The organism is Granulicella paludicola (assembly GCF_025685545.1).
Lineage (GTDB): Bacteria > Acidobacteriota > Terriglobia > Terriglobales > Acidobacteriaceae > Granulicella > Granulicella paludicola.
The window spans coordinates 20,177-34,547 of the sequence record NZ_JAGSYC010000017.1 but is presented as its reverse complement, the minus strand read 5'-3'; the positions used below and the strand labels follow the sequence as shown (position 1 = coordinate 34,547).

Below are 14,371 nucleotides of genomic sequence, written 5' to 3'. Positions count from 1 at the left end.
CGAGAGTTGAACGTGTGGTAGGTCGAATTGACGAGTCGATCTGCAAAGTCTGCAAGATCCGCATCACATCTGATCTCACGCAAACGCTAGAACAAGCTCAATCTAACCACCGCTGCAACCCCTTGGATGTGATGGTTGCGCCCCCGACGGATCAGGCCTGAGCTCATTTCAGTTTGCCATATCGTTCCTGGGTCAACTCCAGCCAGAGTCCATCACGTCCATTCCTGAAAGCACTCTCTACCGATTGCTTAGCTGAGAGGCCCAGCTTCGTTGGTGTTCGGTCGATGAGGTCCCTAAGCAGGTCTGCGCTACTGCAGGCGCGAATCCGACCGACGGATGTCTGAACGTTTGCCTTTAGGAAGTGATAGACCCAGCCCTCTGAGCGCTGGAAGAACGCCACGTACACCTTGTGATCGGGCGAGGATGGCAGTTTTCACCGGCTGGTCCCCCACACTGCCACGGTGCGTTGTCAAACGGACGCTTGCACCAGTAGCAGATCTTTCCTGCCATCCTCTGCTAGCGTGTGTAGGATCGCTCGCTACCCCTGTGAGAAGTGTAAGCAAAGAGAAAGCGAATATTCTGTTTAACGGGTCTTACGCTTGCCGTTCTACCGACCCGACTTAATGCCTTCGTAATCGGTGCTTGGAGACTTTGAACGCTAGTTGCTTCGCAACATCCGCAGTTAATTAGTTGTATATGTAGGATATTCAAAGACGAGCGTGTTTTTGCAATCTTCTGATCATTACCTGACGTATCAATCAGTAGATCAGGTACCAAAGTAGTAAAGGTGGCAGCGACCATTGCCGGATGGCAAGGTAGATTGTCGAGCTTGATCAAACCACAACCCACCCGGAGTTCGTCCAAATGCACAACTGTTATGGTGCTCTCGCGCCAACTCACGTAACAAATTTTCGCCACTCTGCCCCGTCATTCACTCGCCGGTTCAACTCAGTGGAGCACCGCACTAGTTTCACAATGGCGTCAACGCAGTCTTTACCTTTGGTTCCCGTAGCTGCCCAAGTCGACACTCTCCCGCGTGACATTAGCTCACGATTCGGTTTGCGACTTCGTGAACTCAGGCGAGCTCACAATATGACTCAACTACGTATGGCTGTAGATTTCGGCATCGATCGCAGTTTCATATCTGACGTCGAACGTGGTAAAAAGTCGATCTCACTTCACATGCTTGAAGTGATTGCGCTTGGAATGAAGGTAAGTCTCGCAGACTTGTTTAGCGGACTGTAACCAAACGCGGCGCCGAAAGATGCCATCTAGCTTCACCGCTGCACAGTGGCGTTCCTTCCTTCTCGCTCTCATCCCTCTCGATCCATACGATCTGCTGGATGCCATCGCGGAGTTCTACCGTGATGAGGACGAGAATGACCAGCGAACCGATGAGGAAGTTCTGGCGGCAACCATCGCCAGTCTCGCAGACGACAAGCTGACAGGCTTCGCTCTTCGGCTCGCCTTCACAGGGCATGCATCTATCCCTCGCGAGAACGAAATTGCCCTGCTCACCGAGGCGGAGAAAGTCTTTTTCCCTCCGACAGATAAGAAGAAGACGAGCAAGAAAGCAGCCAGCAAGTCCGCGAAGTCGACTCGCAAACCACATACGCCCATCAAGTCGGCAACGGCGAAGACGGCTACTAAGAAGAACGTTGCTGCTTAACAGAAGAGCGGGAGCCCGAAGGCTCCCGCATTTTCCGTATTGGATGGTTACCGTACCGCTGTCCCGGGAGCGGCAGAGGCCGTTCCTCCCCCTGCACCCCTCCCTGAACCGAAACCAATTCTCAGGTGCTTTGGCCGATGGGACACTCAATCTGGCAGGGAAACACCGACCGCATTTTCGGCAACTACGCAGCGAACCTTCCGATAAGGCCGTTGTCTCGGGAGCTGCGATCAAGCCAAACCGTGTGCAAACCGCCCATCCAGGATGGGAGACGCTAGATGAATGTCGTTACACTCCCCAGGATTGTTCGACGGACCTGACCATCAACCATGGAATCGATTTCTAGGCGATAATTCTTCGCTTCCGGCAAGACGAAGGACGTGCCCGCCAATACTGTCCTCGATATCGATCGACTGGAGCGAGATCTGGACACGCTTTCCGGCCAGTCGGCTCCTCAGAACGTTCAGGCCATCGATCGCAACTTCGGAAACGCGATGCTGGGAACTTGGAGCTTAGGTCTCGAACGCACACTGGGCGGCCTCACCACCTCAGTCGGTTACGTTGGAACATCCGCCTACAAACTCTCGAGAGTAAGCTTTCCGAACGCTTACCCGGGGGCAACCCCCGCTTTCGCAAACTTCACACGCTTCAACGCGGCGGGCACAGCCATTGGTGGTTTTGGCACCGAGACAGAGATTACCGCGAACTCCCACTCCAGCTACCACTCCCTACAGCGTTCGGCAGCCGGGCAAACCGGTCATGGGGGACCAGGCATCCAGGCCAGCTATACCTGGTCCAAATCCATTGACGACACGAGCACCGTTGCGGGAACGTCGGCGACTAGCAGTGTTGGAGCCATCTCACAGGCTGCGCCGCAGAACCCGTTCGACACCCATCCGGAGCGGGGACCTTCGACCTTTGACATTACGCACACCTTCACGGTGAGTCTTGCGCAAGAGCTCCCTTTGGGCGCATGAAGTCTCTCAGGTGGTTCAACCGCAAGGTCACAGATGGGTGGCAGTTAGTCAACGTTTCAACTATTAGTAGCGGCCCCCCGTTCACGGTTTACTCTGGCATCCAGCAGACCGGGGCGGGTTCTTCAAATGCCGACCGGCCTGACCAGATTTCAGCGCCCTCTCTCTCTCTACGGCTCGCAAAAGGCGTGAAGATTACTTTGGCCGAGGCGATAGCAATGCTTCCTTTTTCTCGATCCCCGTTAACATTCCGGGTGGAACGGGCCCAAACCAAGGTCGCTTTGGTACTCTCGGTCGTAACACCTTCCGCGGGGCCGCCTTTTACGACTTCGACCTATCGCTTGTGAAAGATACTCCTTTTGGTAAACGTAGATCCGTCAGCGAACTGATGAACGTGCAGTTTCGCGCTGAATTCTTCAACATCTTTAACGTAGTGAATATGGGGCTTCCTTCGAACACGATCCTAGGTTCTGGCTTTGGTCTTATCAACCGCACCGCAGGAAGTTCACGGCAGATACAGTTCTCTCTGAAAGCGGCTTATTGAGAGCAACTGTCCAGACTTGCCGCCAAGGAGAGACCAATCATGGTTTTTCATGCTTTCCACACTCTGTCATTTCCATTGTCTGATTTTGCCCGGGGCCGGAGAACACGAGCTACATCGCCTGCCTTCCCGGGTCAACCGGCGTTCATATCAGAGGTATCAAGCGCTATGCGGACGGTGCCTGCATCTCGCATGCCGTCTGTCGACGTCGTATTCCCAATCTTCTGTTTTGTGGGAAGTCACTGTGGAGACGCCCACCTGTCTAAGATCCGCTCCGGGTAGAAACACGCATCCGGGCCATCCGGTCCATGCTTTCACAGCCGAGAGTCGCCCTGGATGCTACCGGTATCCGCGTCCTCTCCGCCATCGGTGAGGCCGTTCCGGTGAGGCTGATGAAACGCGATCTGCTCTTCGTGGCCGAACATCTCGTCGTATTGATCGACGAAGGGCGTCTGGCGATCCCTGCCCGCTAGGTACGGCGTTAAGCAGGGAAAGGAGAAGAAAGTTCGCGCAACGTATTCGATTGAGATACCCCGTCGGTTTCGACCTCATCGTCATGCAGCTTCGTCGTCCGGTCTTGCATCCAAACGCTTGAGACACTCATGAACAAACCTCGCATTCTGGTCATCAATGACGACAGGGTTTTGATCGAAACGCGCCGCATGCTCCTCGAAGATAGCGGAGCCATTGTCTTCACTGCATGTGGCTCGGAAGAGGCCGTACGCGAGACGCTGAAGGATCCCGCAGATCTGGTCTTGATCGATGCGACCAACGTAGGCTTGGCACAAGGCGAAAAGCTTTGCGGTATTGTGAAAACCCTCCGCCCTTCCGAGTGCGTTGCGATGCTCGTCAGCCCTGAACTTGACATCCCATCTCATACGCTCGCGGACCGGGTGATCTATCGATCCGGGCCGCGCAGGATTTTGGTGGAATTGAACGAATTCCTGGATGGACGCTTAGACGTAGATCTTTGGGAAGGGAAACAGCTCCATGAAGATGAAGATCGTTCAACTCGAAGCTCAGAGTGAGCGATCGCTCTCCGCCAAGAACGCCCTCGGGCGATATGCCGATATCACTCTCGTTCACATCGCAACCTTCGAGGACATGCTCCGGGAGATCGAGAGCGGGGATGTAGACCTGCTTCTTTGTTCAGCCTCGGATCTGTCCCAAGACACACTCTGCATCCTTGGCGATACCCATCCCGAGGTTCAAATCATTCTTCTCGCCTCGGAAGGCGAAAGGGCGAGTCTCGTTCGGGACCATGGTTTGGCTGTCTGGGATGTGATTACTCCGGAGGAGATGAACCGGCTGCCAATCTCCTCGATGCGAGCCGTGCAGACCGCACGGGAGCGTAAGGGGCTTCAAGACGAACTGGCCCAGGCCAGAGGGCTCTTGCTCTCGTGCCAGAAGAGCATCGCGGTGGGGCGGTTGCTGGGATCAATTGCCCATGAGATCAACAATCCTTTAGAGGCAATCTCGAACCTTCTCTATATCGGTCAACGCAACCTTTCGGATGAAGAGGAGACGCGCAAATGCTTCCGCATGGCGGAGGAAGAGTTGCATCACGTCGGTGAGATCACCAAGCAGATGCTGCACTATCACCGGGACTCGAAGACCGTACGGGAGGTTCTTCCCTCCGAGGTGATGGAAAACATTCTGGTTCTGTATAAGACTCGCCTCCTCATGCGGCATATTGAGGTGATTCGGCAGTATCGATCCTCACAAACCCTTCTCGCTTACCCAGGCGAAGTGCGCCAGGCTTTCTCCAACCTGATCGCCAATGCCATCGACGCCATGCCGAGCGGTGGACAGCTCATCGTCCGTATCCGTGATGCAAAAAGGTGCAAGATCACCGTCACTGTGGCCGATCGCGGGAACGGCATCTCTCGCGAGGCCATCGGTCGCCTTGGAGAACTGCTTTTCACCACCAAGGGAGAGGCCGGCACCGGGCTTGGTTTATGGGTCACATATCAGCTTGTCGCGAAGTACGGCGGCTCCGTAAAGGTTTATAGCTCCATACGGTCACGCTCTAACGGCACGGTCTTCAGGGTTTGCTTCTCTGACCCGGATATGGTGAACCCCGGCGTCGAAGGTGAAGGTTCGGTCCCCATGGGGCGGCATGCGGGGCTACTCAGTGAAGACAAAGCCGTACGGGCACCCTCAGGCCAAACCAGGAGACGAGCATGAACGGCGGTTAGGTCATTACGGCTTGCAGTGAAAGAATGAACAGAAGAGAGATTCAGGGAAACACCATGGCTTGGTTTCAACGCACACCGAAAACAAAAGAGATCCTAGAGTCACAGGGTAAGCAGTCGCTTGTTGGCACGAACCACGCTATCTGGATGCATGGCGACGCCCCCTGCATGGAAGATCCGCAGCATGCCTCCACGGCAGATCGGAGGCGCGACGCGGCTCATCGCTTGGCCAGTGGAAGGCAATACGACATCAGGCTAGGTCTGCTGGTCGACGCCAAGAGATCCTGGCCTGGGTCCGAGCCCGGTTGCAGGTGCACTGCGAAACCAGTGACTTCAATATCTGCTGGCAAAAAGGGAGAGACTCGTTAGTCCAGCTCCCATCCCATTTATGAGTACCCACCTGATATAAGCCTTCCGAATAACGCCGGAAGAGTGGCTTGGCCTGTCAAGGTCAACGTAGACCTCGCTTCTACACACAACCCAGCAGAGAGTATCGATTGGTCAAGCAGGAATCCGGGTTTCGATCGTGCAGATTTGGCATTGCTATACTGGCTGTGTCGGGTTCCACGAACGATATAAATACGCTTCGCTCAGTTCGGCGAATTTTCCAAGGCGTCCACCACGGCGCCTTGAAACTCCGGATCATCGCCACACTGTGAACGCTCAGTCTGCTCATGACTCGTTTAGGGAATAATTCAGTCCAGTTTGAGGGGTATGAAATCGATCGCGCCCGCTGGCAGCTAAGTTGGCGTGACGAGCCCATACCGCTCAATCGGAAAACCTTCGACGTGCTCCTGTATCTGGTAGATCATGCCGATCGGGTAGTGTCGAAGGACGAATTGCTGCGCACGCTTTGGGCTGAGTCGTTCGTCGAAGAGAGCAACCTGACCCAACACATCTTCCTGTTGCGAAAAGCCCTCTCGCGGCACACATCCGGAACAAAGATCATCGAGACGGTCGCTGGACGCGGCTATCGCTTTGCAGCTGCGATTCAGGAGCAGCTGCCGACTCCGAATCAGACGGTCGTCACAGCCACGCAATCCGTTACCCGGATCACCATCGAAGAAGAGATGGACACGCCGGAGTCGGCTTTCCTGTTCGGCAACGTCACCCAACCGCCGCTAGCCCCTCTTTCCGTAAAGAGGCGTATCTATTGGATCGCTGGTGCATCGATCGTCGTCTTGTCGGTTTGCGCGGCTGGCTGGCTGGGCTGGGAACATTGGCTCGACCGGTCGGGCGGTGCGCCGGTGCAGGTCGTACTCGTCCCCATAGAGGGCACAACAGGCGACGCCATCCTCGATAAGTCTTTGACCCAGGCTCTCCGCATGGATCTGGCACAGAGTCCTTATGTATCGGTGGTTCCGGACTCAACCGTTCAAGCAACCTTGACGCAGATGATGCACAAACCTGGTGACGTCATGACGCCGGCGATGGCTCGCGAGCTCTGCGAGCGCACGAACAGTCAGGGTGTGTTGTCAGGCAATATCGCGAAGGTTGGGCAACACTTCCTTATCACGGAGGAAGCCAGTAACTGCGTCGATGGCTTAGCGGTAGCCTCAGCCAAATACGAAGCGGACAAGCCGGAAGATTTGCCTCGCAGCATCGACAGAATTGCTGCGAGTCTCCGCCGAAAGCTGGGTGAATCGCGCCGCAGCATCGCCCGTTTCGACACGCCGCTCCTCCCAGGAAACACCGCGTCTCTGGAGGCGCTCAAGGACTATACCCAGGCACTTCTTCTTGCGAACCAGGGTAAGTTTGCCGACGCCATTACGCTGCTGAAAAGCGCTCTCCAACTCGATCCGAACTTTGCCGCAGCGCGCTACAGTCTCGCCGTCTACTACCTCTCCACCAATGACTTTGTAAACGGTCGTGAAGCGGTCATGAAGGCCTACGAGGTAAAAGACACTGCGAGCGAGCCCGTTCGTTTGGCTATTACCGCGTTTTACGAAACCTACTCCACCCAGGATCTCTTCGCAGCTGCAAGAAACTTCCGCAGTTGGACCGAGCTTTATCCTCACTCCGTCCAGGCATGGAATGGGCTCTATATTGTGCAGCGGGACCTTGGCCACCACGCCGATGCAGCGGCCTCTGGACTGAAGGCTTTGGCGCTCATGCCGATAAACCAGGCCCTTTATGAGGATGCTGCCTTCGGACAGATGACCTCTGGAGATTTACAAGGCGCGCGCGCTACGCTCGACAGCGCCATTGCGCACAAGCTGGATGGAGATCGTATCCGCTCTGGCTATTTTAAGATCGCTGTTTTGCTCCAGGATCCTGAACTTCTACGTACGCAGCAAACGTGGATCGAGGCCCACCCGGAGGCTGCGTATTGCCGCATGGAACAGGCCTACATGGCTATCGAAGAAGGCCGCTTCGACGATGCCCGTCGCCAGCTTGAAGAATTGACAGCTCTACTTCGTCAGCAGGGTCTTTCTGGACTTGCGGACGCTGTCACGAAAAGCATTGGCATGAATCTTATCGAGGCTGGCGACAGAGAGAATGGCATCCGCGTCTTTCGCAGCGTGCCCCTCGACCCCGAGGACGGCGACGATCTGGTGGGGTTGGCAGAGGCGGGCGACTTCAAGACCGCGGAGGCGGATCTGCAGGCGTTGCGCTCTAAGTATCCTCAAGGAACACTATCCCGGCATTACTTTGGACCACTCGTGGAGGCGAACAGCGCACTCGCTAATCATCATGCCCAGCAAGCAATTGCCCTCATGGAAGCAACGCGTCCGCTTGATGACCGCGATCTTTACACACGTAAGTTTCGCGGCGATCTGTATCGATCCACCGGCCAGTTCTCTTTGGCAGAAAAGGAATATCGCGCGGTCATCGCTCATCGCGAGATCGAATCAGAATCAGTGGACTACACGCTCTCGTGGCTCGGCCTTGGCGAGACTCTTGCCTCCGAAGGCGATCGCGCGGCGGCAATCGATGCTTACCAACACTTCTTTGCTCTATGGGCCCACGCCGATCCCTATGCAACGTACCTCAAGCAGGCCAAACAAGAGTTTGCTACTTTGCAAACAGGTACATTGGCCCGATAGATGGGCCAGGAGACAAAGCCGATACGGTTCCTATCTTGAAACAACTAGAAAATCCCAACTTGTCATAGTCAATTCACGCTAAATTGCCGAGTATCCATTCGAGCTGCTTCCGGCTGGAAACGTGTGTCGGCCTGTTGGCACCAACTGAAGGTTAATCGAGGGCAGATTGACAGACCCTAGCCAGCGTAGCGCTGCCAATCTAAGTATGGTCGCCAGTGCAGCCCGAGGCAACAGATTGACACTCAACCAGATATAACTAGAAGATCCTGCGCAGAAGCGAGCTATGCGCAGAAGAGGATGCGCATGAACATGCACCCAAGCCGTCGCGAAGCATTGAGATGGATGCTTTCGGCGTCGCTCGGGACCCTGACGGCAGAGAAGCAGAACGCCGGTACAACGATCTTCCATGATGAGGCTGGCGAGGTAAGTTTCGATCCGATACGCAGTCGGATTCAGGAGGCAATCAGCCACGAGGCCGCGACTGGAGTTGCTGTCTCAGTGGTACAGGGCGGCCGGGTCGTTTGGGAGGAAGGTTTTGGTTGGGCGAATCGGGAAGCGGGCGTCAAGGCGACACCTCATACCCCGTTCAGCCTGGCCTCCATCACCAAGCCGTTCACGGCGACCACGATGATGACGCTGGTGGCTGAGGGCAAACTAGCGTTGGACCAGCCCGCGAATAAATATCTCGCTGGATGCCAACTCGTCGGCACCGCTCGCAACGCGGAAGCGGTGAATGTGCGGTTGCTCGGTGCGCACGCTAGTGGTTTGCCTGGTATTTTTGAGTGCTACGGACCGGAAGAACAGAGACTCGTCCCCAGTTCCAGGACGCTTCTTCGAACATACGGCCGACTCGCGTACCCTCCGGGAATCTGCTATGAGTACAGCAATCTCGGATTTGCGGCCCTCAATGCAATTATTTTGGCCCTCACGCAGACCGAGTTGGGTCCCCTTATGCAGCGAAGAGTCCTGGCGCCCCTTGGTCTAAACAACAGCTTTTTCGGAACTGATACGGTCCGAGTTAAGAGTGGTGCGGCACGTTACGATGCGCATGGCCGTCTTATTCCCCACTACAACACATCCACGCCTGCTTCGGGCGAGTTGTATGCAAGCGCTCACGATCTTGCCCGTTTCGCTGTATTCAATATGCGACGAGGTTCGATGGGACAAGCGGGGATTCTCAGCGAGAAGAACATCGAGGAACTGCATCGGCCCGTCTTCACGGGGCCTTCGGGTGTAGCGACAACATTTGGCTGGTTCAGGAGCCGCACCACCTCCGGCGTTCCCTTCTTCTTCAAGAGCGGCGGGGATCCGGGAGTCGCCAATAGGATGTGCTTTGTCCCATCGAAGGACTTGGCCTGCGTCGTCGTCACGAATCGGTCCAACGGGTGGGAGCTAGCCAGCAGCGTGTGCGACGAAGTGCTAACGAACTACCTGCCGGACTGGCGTCGACCTATAGAAGACTGCGGCTATCCGAGCAGACCCTTCGTTGCGACTATGGCATGGAGAGGACGCTGGCAAGGAACGCTCGAAGGCGGTGGTGCCAATATGCCGGTAGAACTGAGAATCCAGTCGGACAATGCGGCCACTCTGGCAATAGGGAGCAGCCGGGCGGAGGTAGTCACAGAGTTGAGGTCGGAGGGTGAAGCGTTTACAGGCTTGTGTACCGGGAATATCGATTCGCCGGATGCGGTGAGAACCGCGGCCAGGACACTTCAGGTCAAACTGCTTCCGGTTGAGAATTGGCTGCTAGGCAGAGTGTTTGCCATTGCGGGTGACCCCAACATCAAGAATGTTAGGCTGCCTTTCGTGCTCACATTGTCTCGAAGTTGATTTGCGGTTCGGTCCGGCTGAATACTCAGGTCGGCTCAAATGATCTTCAGTCAACGCATTATCGCCAATGCGCTCATCGCCAACCGGCATTATTGAGTGCGTTGGCCTGTTCTCGCCGTAGCAGATCTTCCGAATCTTGGATACTCCACGCTGACTGATCTCCCCCGTTGTGGTGGGCAACTTGCCTGCGCTTACTTTTTGACGAATCCCATCTGCTTTGCGATTGCCTTATCGACCGCCCGGTCTGGAAGCAGCCTCGGCAGCGTCCAGTTCTTCAAGCGTTGCGGCACAACCGCATATCTGGTCTTTGGCTTTGCTGCGGTCAGTGCTACATACACCGCCTTGGCCAGCCGTTCGGGGGAGAGCCCTTTGCGTCCCTCTGCCACAATGTACTTCTGAAAGTTCTCGATTGCTCCCCAATAAGGTGTCGTCTTGAACTCGCTAAGATCGTCGGTTTCACCCTTGTCATACATCGCGGTATTCACCGCACCAGGTTCAATGATTACAAGATCGATACCGAACAACATAAGTTCACGGCGCAAAGCCTCCGACATTCCCTCAAGTCCCCATTTTGAGGCGGCATACGCACCTAGGAAAGGCGGTACAACCTTCGCTACCGTCGAACTGATATTTACGATGCGTCCTACCGGCCCCGTTTTCTTGTCGTCTGTACCAAGCAACGGAGCAAAGGCTTGCGTCACCATCAGCGGGCCCACCATGTTGGCCTCAAGCTGGCGTCTGAACTCGCTTGGCCGCAGATACAAAAGCGGTCCGCTCACAACAATTCCGGCATTGTTGACCAGTCCTGCCAACCTGTTGGACCCGAGCATGGCTTCTACTTTCTCCCTCGCTCGTTGAATCGCATCCGCGTCCGTGACATCCATGATGAGGGGCACATAGCGATCCCCCATTTCCTTTTGAAGACGGTCAGCATCAGTTTGCTTTCGCACCGTGCCGAAAACTCGATACCCCTTCGAAAGGAACAACCTTGTTGTCTCCCGGCCTATACCGGTTGATACGCCTGTAATCACGACATCCTTAGACTTGTCCATGCTTGCTCCATTCGCGTGCCGAAGATGAACACCATCCATCTTCATGGTGTTCACTGTACACCTCATCCGCTTCCCGGTAAAGGTGTACACTGCTCACAATGCCGTTTCCTTCCAAGACAAACCGAAACGCCATCCTCTCAGCCGCCCTTGATGAGCTGTCGAGCGACGGCATTCGCAATCTGTCTCTGCGAAAGATAGCGGCTACTCTCGGCCTCGCGCCGAACGCAATCTACCGCTACTTTTCCGACCGGGCAGCACTTGAGGGAGCTCTCGCGGACGAATGCGCCCGCCGATTAGAGTTGGTTTTGCGAAAAGCGACGCACCCTGCGGATGCGGCCAAGAGCATCCGCAGGATGGCTGACGCCTATCTGCATTTCGCAAAGAACGATCGTAATCTCTACGAAGTTTTCATGAGTTTTCATACGCCTGATCATGTCGGTTCGCCTCGCCAGAGCCTGTGGACCTTTACTGTCGAACAAGTGCAGCGCATCACGGGAGAGACACATGCGGGAGAGGCCGCGGTCGCACTCTGGGCCCTACTGCATGGAGCAGCGACGTTGGAGGCAGGTAAGGTGCACGGCCAGAACAAACCAGCCAGCGGCTTCGAGTTTGGGCTTAGCGCCTGGCTTCTCCTAGCCGAAACCCACAGTTCAGACGTGAGTAGCCCAAACAGTATGAAAGGTTCTCGCAAGACTAAATGAGCGAGTGATCCCTGCTACGCGGAAATGAGGTTCTATGAAGATCGTCAGCATTGAGGAACATTTCCTAACTCCAGAGATAATCGCTGCGTGGGATGCATCGACCATCGGTTCGGAAGGAACGGCGGTCTTCGAGCAGGGTAAAATAGGAGAACGAATTAAGGATCTGGGCGAAGGACGTTTGGCTCTGATGGATGAGAGCGGGATCGATGTGCAGGTCCTCTCCCTCACTACACCCGCTCTCCACAACCTTGAGCCAGAGGAGAGCGTTGGACTGGCACAGGAAACCAACAATCTTGTAGCGGCCACAATCGCTAAGCATCCCACCCGATTCCAGGGCTTTGCCGTGCTTCCCATGGCCGCACCGCAGGAAGCGGCACGGGAGTTGGAACGCTGTGTAAAACAGTTGGGTTTCTGTGGCTCCATGCTGTGTGGCCGGACGCGCGACAAGAATCTGGATCATCCCGACTTCCTTCCCTTGGTCGAAACCGCAGCGGAGCTTCGTGTACCACTGTTCATCCATCCGCAGATTCCGCAGGCTTCTGTTCGGGAGGCCCTCTACTCAGGCTTTAACGAGCGGGTTGATATGTCTTTCGCGACCTTCGGCATCGGCTGGCACTATGAAGCCGGCATCCAGTTCGTTCGGCTGATCCTCTCCGGCACTTTCGACCGCTTTCCCCATCTGCAGGTGATCCTGGGCCACTGGGGAGAGGTCGTCCTCTTCTACCTCGAACGACTCAAGTCGCTTGCGCGTGTGACGAAGCTGGAACGCCCCATCGAGGATTACTTCAAACAGAATCTGTACGTCACCCCGAGCGGCATGTGGAGCCACGACTATCTGCACCGCGCCATAACTGCTGTAGGGCCTGAACGCATCCTGTTTTCGAGCGACTACCCCTATCAATATCGGCCCGGTGGAGAAGGACGTGCCTTCCTAGAGCAATCCAGCCTCTCTTCGCAGGATCAGGAACTCTTCGCTCATGGAAACTGGGAACGTCTCATGCAATCAGTCGTTCGCTAAGGGGAGCAGATTATGTCGACCGTTCTGACGATACTGAAGAAATATGTCACCAAGAGGCCCGTGACCCAGGCGACCGTAGTGAAGGTGGAGCAGGTGTCGCAGCATTTTCGTGTCATTGAACTTGTGTGCGATACACCTTTCAAAACCGCAGTCTTGCCGGGCGATAAGATCAGTATCACCGCAGATGGAAAGCAACGTTGCTATACACCCTTGGCAGTGGAAGGTGATACGTCGCGCATCAGTCTTGGCATTCATCTGCACGGCAAAGGCCCCGGCTCGGCATGGGCGTTTTCAGTCAAGGTGTCCGACGAAGACCGGGCGATCGGTGGTCTGATCCATGATTTAAGCTCTGATCCATGGAAGATAAGAAAACGCTCGTGGACACACTTGAGAGGTTCAATCGGAAAGAGCGCAACCTCCTGATTCGCCACATCCTCGACTGTTACGAGAAATCTCCCAGTTTAGGGGAAAACTTTTGTGCTTGGCTGGCCGAACATGCTGATATTCGCAGGGAGTCTCTATATGATGCTTGGTGGGCTACGGACTTTCATTTCGACTGGCTGGCCGGGGCGCTGTTGGACTTTGTAGGGGGTGAGCCGGTCCAATGCAATATGCCCATGACCAACGACGGTGCAACGGAAGTTTGGCTCGTCATGGGGAACCAACAGGACGTTGATCTGGTTATAGTTGCGTACGATCGTGAAGAAAGAACGTCCCATCTTATTTTGCTAGAAGCGAAAGCCTACAGCCCTGACGACCACAAACAATACGCAAGAAAGTTGAATCGCCTCAATCTGCTTCACGCGTTCTACACAAGGCTGAAGGAGCAATCACCGGAAATAAGCGAGTCACCTCAGGAGATCATCTTCCACCTAATTCGCTTCCCGCCACCTAATAAGAAAGGGGTTGGGCCTGTGCGGCTGCCGCCACCGAAGATTACAACCGAGCGCAATGGCACTAACCGAACGTTGAAGTGGTCGGAATTCCTATGACGATGACGAGGTGCAACGAAATAGGCAAGCCGGATAAAAGAGGTGCGCGCTGGAGATGCGCCTGCATGATCAAGCGTGGAATCCAGATGCTGGAGGAGCGGAATCCGTAGTGTCCATCTCACGGGGGGAAGCGCTTTACAAGGGCATCTCTTGATTCGCATCCCGTTAGGGATGATTCATAACAAGTGAATCATCGCCGAGTATCCGTTCGAGCCGCTTCCGGCTGGAAACGCGTATCGGCCTGTTCTGGCTCGTTGAGCGGCAGGAAACAGATGCCAATCGATCTGTACTGATCATCGGGGTCTTGTTGTTCTCAATTTTCTCGGGTGCCACACCATCGACAACTTCCAAA

Annotated in this window: 13 protein-coding genes and 1 pseudogene; 13 read left to right on the top strand and 1 reads right to left on the bottom strand. The window is 55.3% G+C overall.

The genetic code is table 11. From position 1 onward, the window contains the following. Positions 1 to 864 precede the first annotated feature (864 nt). The 9 genes and pseudogenes from OHL14_RS20095 to OHL14_RS01555 all read left to right on the top strand — a co-directional run bounded on the left by OHL14_RS20095 (position 865) and on the right by OHL14_RS01555 (position 10,256). Positions 865 to 1,245, top strand: a complete 381-nt coding sequence (locus OHL14_RS20095) for a helix-turn-helix domain-containing protein (protein WP_396270678.1) — start codon at positions 865 to 867, stop codon at positions 1,243 to 1,245. A 19-nt stretch (positions 1,246 to 1,264) separates the two neighbouring features. Continuing rightward, entirely contained in the window at positions 1,265 to 1,669 is a 405-nt protein-coding gene (locus OHL14_RS01585) for a hypothetical protein (protein WP_263377552.1), read from the top strand. A gap of 494 nt (positions 1,670 to 2,163) precedes the next feature. After that, a pseudogene (locus OHL14_RS20285) lies at positions 2,164 to 2,990 on the top strand (hypothetical protein). Continuing rightward, the gene (locus OHL14_RS20280) at positions 2,879 to 3,187 is read left to right on the top strand and encodes a hypothetical protein (protein WP_449727807.1); all 309 of its coding nucleotides are present in this window, start codon (positions 2,879 to 2,881) and stop codon (positions 3,185 to 3,187) included. Before OHL14_RS20285 ends, OHL14_RS20280 begins: the two are co-directional and overlap by 112 nt. Positions 3,188 to 3,492: 305 nt before the next feature. Further along, the gene (locus OHL14_RS01575) at positions 3,493 to 3,657 is read left to right on the top strand and encodes a hypothetical protein (RefSeq protein ID WP_263377550.1); all 165 of its coding nucleotides are present in this window, start codon (positions 3,493 to 3,495) and stop codon (positions 3,655 to 3,657) included. Between the two features lie 129 nt (positions 3,658 to 3,786). Next, on the top strand, positions 3,787 to 4,212 hold the full coding sequence (locus OHL14_RS01570) for a response regulator (RefSeq protein ID WP_263377549.1): 426 nt from the start codon (positions 3,787 to 3,789) through the stop codon (positions 4,210 to 4,212). After that, positions 4,175 to 5,371 (top strand): sensor histidine kinase, encoded by a 1,197-nt coding sequence (locus OHL14_RS01565; protein WP_263377548.1) that lies wholly within the window; start codon positions 4,175 to 4,177, stop codon positions 5,369 to 5,371. The genes OHL14_RS01570 and OHL14_RS01565 overlap by 38 nt, the downstream gene beginning before the upstream one ends. 682 nt (positions 5,372 to 6,053) lie before the next feature. Next, entirely contained in the window at positions 6,054 to 8,426 is a 2,373-nt protein-coding gene (locus OHL14_RS01560) for a winged helix-turn-helix domain-containing protein (protein WP_263377547.1), read from the top strand. A gap of 303 nt (positions 8,427 to 8,729) precedes the next feature. After that, entirely contained in the window at positions 8,730 to 10,256 is a 1,527-nt protein-coding gene (locus OHL14_RS01555) for a serine hydrolase domain-containing protein (protein WP_263377546.1), read from the top strand. A 191-nt stretch (positions 10,257 to 10,447) separates the two neighbouring features. Here the strand turns inward: OHL14_RS01555 and OHL14_RS01550 are convergent, their stop codons facing one another. Next, on the bottom strand, positions 10,448 to 11,353 hold the full coding sequence (locus tag OHL14_RS01550) for an SDR family oxidoreductase (RefSeq protein ID WP_263377545.1): 906 nt from the start codon (positions 11,351 to 11,353) through the stop codon (positions 10,448 to 10,450). Between the two features lie 53 nt (positions 11,354 to 11,406). Here OHL14_RS01550 and OHL14_RS01545 point away from each other — a divergent pair, with 53 nt between their 5' ends. The 4 genes from OHL14_RS01545 to OHL14_RS01530 are packed head-to-tail and all read left to right on the top strand — an operon-like array spanning position 11,407 to position 14,019. Further along, positions 11,407 to 12,009: a TetR/AcrR family transcriptional regulator gene (locus OHL14_RS01545; RefSeq protein WP_263377544.1), complete on the top strand. Its 603-nt coding sequence runs from the start codon at positions 11,407 to 11,409 to the stop codon at positions 12,007 to 12,009. 34 nt (positions 12,010 to 12,043) lie between these two features. Beyond that, positions 12,044 to 13,027 carry an amidohydrolase family protein gene (locus OHL14_RS01540; protein ID WP_263377543.1) on the top strand — a complete coding sequence of 328 codons (984 nt, stop codon included), beginning with the start codon at positions 12,044 to 12,046 and terminating at the stop codon, positions 13,025 to 13,027. Between the two features lie 12 nt (positions 13,028 to 13,039). Beyond that, positions 13,040 to 13,450, top strand: a complete 411-nt coding sequence (locus OHL14_RS01535; protein ID WP_263377542.1) for an SIP domain-containing protein — start codon at positions 13,040 to 13,042, stop codon at positions 13,448 to 13,450. Continuing rightward, positions 13,384 to 14,019 (top strand): hypothetical protein, encoded by a 636-nt coding sequence (locus OHL14_RS01530; protein ID WP_263377541.1) that lies wholly within the window; start codon positions 13,384 to 13,386, stop codon positions 14,017 to 14,019. The genes OHL14_RS01535 and OHL14_RS01530 overlap by 67 nt, the downstream gene beginning before the upstream one ends. Positions 14,020 to 14,371: the final 352 nt, after the last annotated feature.

What these genes read in the sequence shown, in the direction of transcription:
- OHL14_RS01585 (WP_263377552.1), top strand. Translation starts at nt 1,265, where the DNA reads ATGCCATCTAGCTTCACCGCTGCACAGTGGCGTTCCTTCCTTCTCGCT.
- OHL14_RS01530 (WP_263377541.1), top strand. Translation starts at nt 13,384, where the DNA reads ATGGAAGATAAGAAAACGCTCGTGGACACACTTGAGAGGTTCAATCGG.
- OHL14_RS20095 (WP_396270678.1), top strand. Translation starts at nt 865, where the DNA reads ATGCACAACTGTTATGGTGCTCTCGCGCCAACTCACGTAACAAATTTT.
- OHL14_RS01555 (WP_263377546.1), top strand. Translation starts at nt 8,730, where the DNA reads ATGAACATGCACCCAAGCCGTCGCGAAGCATTGAGATGGATGCTTTCG.
- OHL14_RS01570 (WP_263377549.1), top strand. Translation starts at nt 3,787, where the DNA reads ATGAACAAACCTCGCATTCTGGTCATCAATGACGACAGGGTTTTGATC.
- OHL14_RS01535 (WP_263377542.1), top strand. Translation starts at nt 13,040, where the DNA reads ATGTCGACCGTTCTGACGATACTGAAGAAATATGTCACCAAGAGGCCC.
- OHL14_RS01575 (WP_263377550.1), top strand. Translation starts at nt 3,493, where the DNA reads ATGCTTTCACAGCCGAGAGTCGCCCTGGATGCTACCGGTATCCGCGTC.
- OHL14_RS01545 (WP_263377544.1), top strand. Translation starts at nt 11,407, where the DNA reads ATGCCGTTTCCTTCCAAGACAAACCGAAACGCCATCCTCTCAGCCGCC.
- OHL14_RS01550 (WP_263377545.1), bottom strand. Translation starts at nt 11,353, where the DNA reads ATGAAGATGGATGGTGTTCATCTTCGGCACGCGAATGGAGCAAGCATG.
- OHL14_RS01565 (WP_263377548.1), top strand. Translation starts at nt 4,175, where the DNA reads ATGAAGATGAAGATCGTTCAACTCGAAGCTCAGAGTGAGCGATCGCTC.
- OHL14_RS01560 (WP_263377547.1), top strand. Translation starts at nt 6,054, where the DNA reads ATGACTCGTTTAGGGAATAATTCAGTCCAGTTTGAGGGGTATGAAATC.
- OHL14_RS01540 (WP_263377543.1), top strand. Translation starts at nt 12,044, where the DNA reads ATGAAGATCGTCAGCATTGAGGAACATTTCCTAACTCCAGAGATAATC.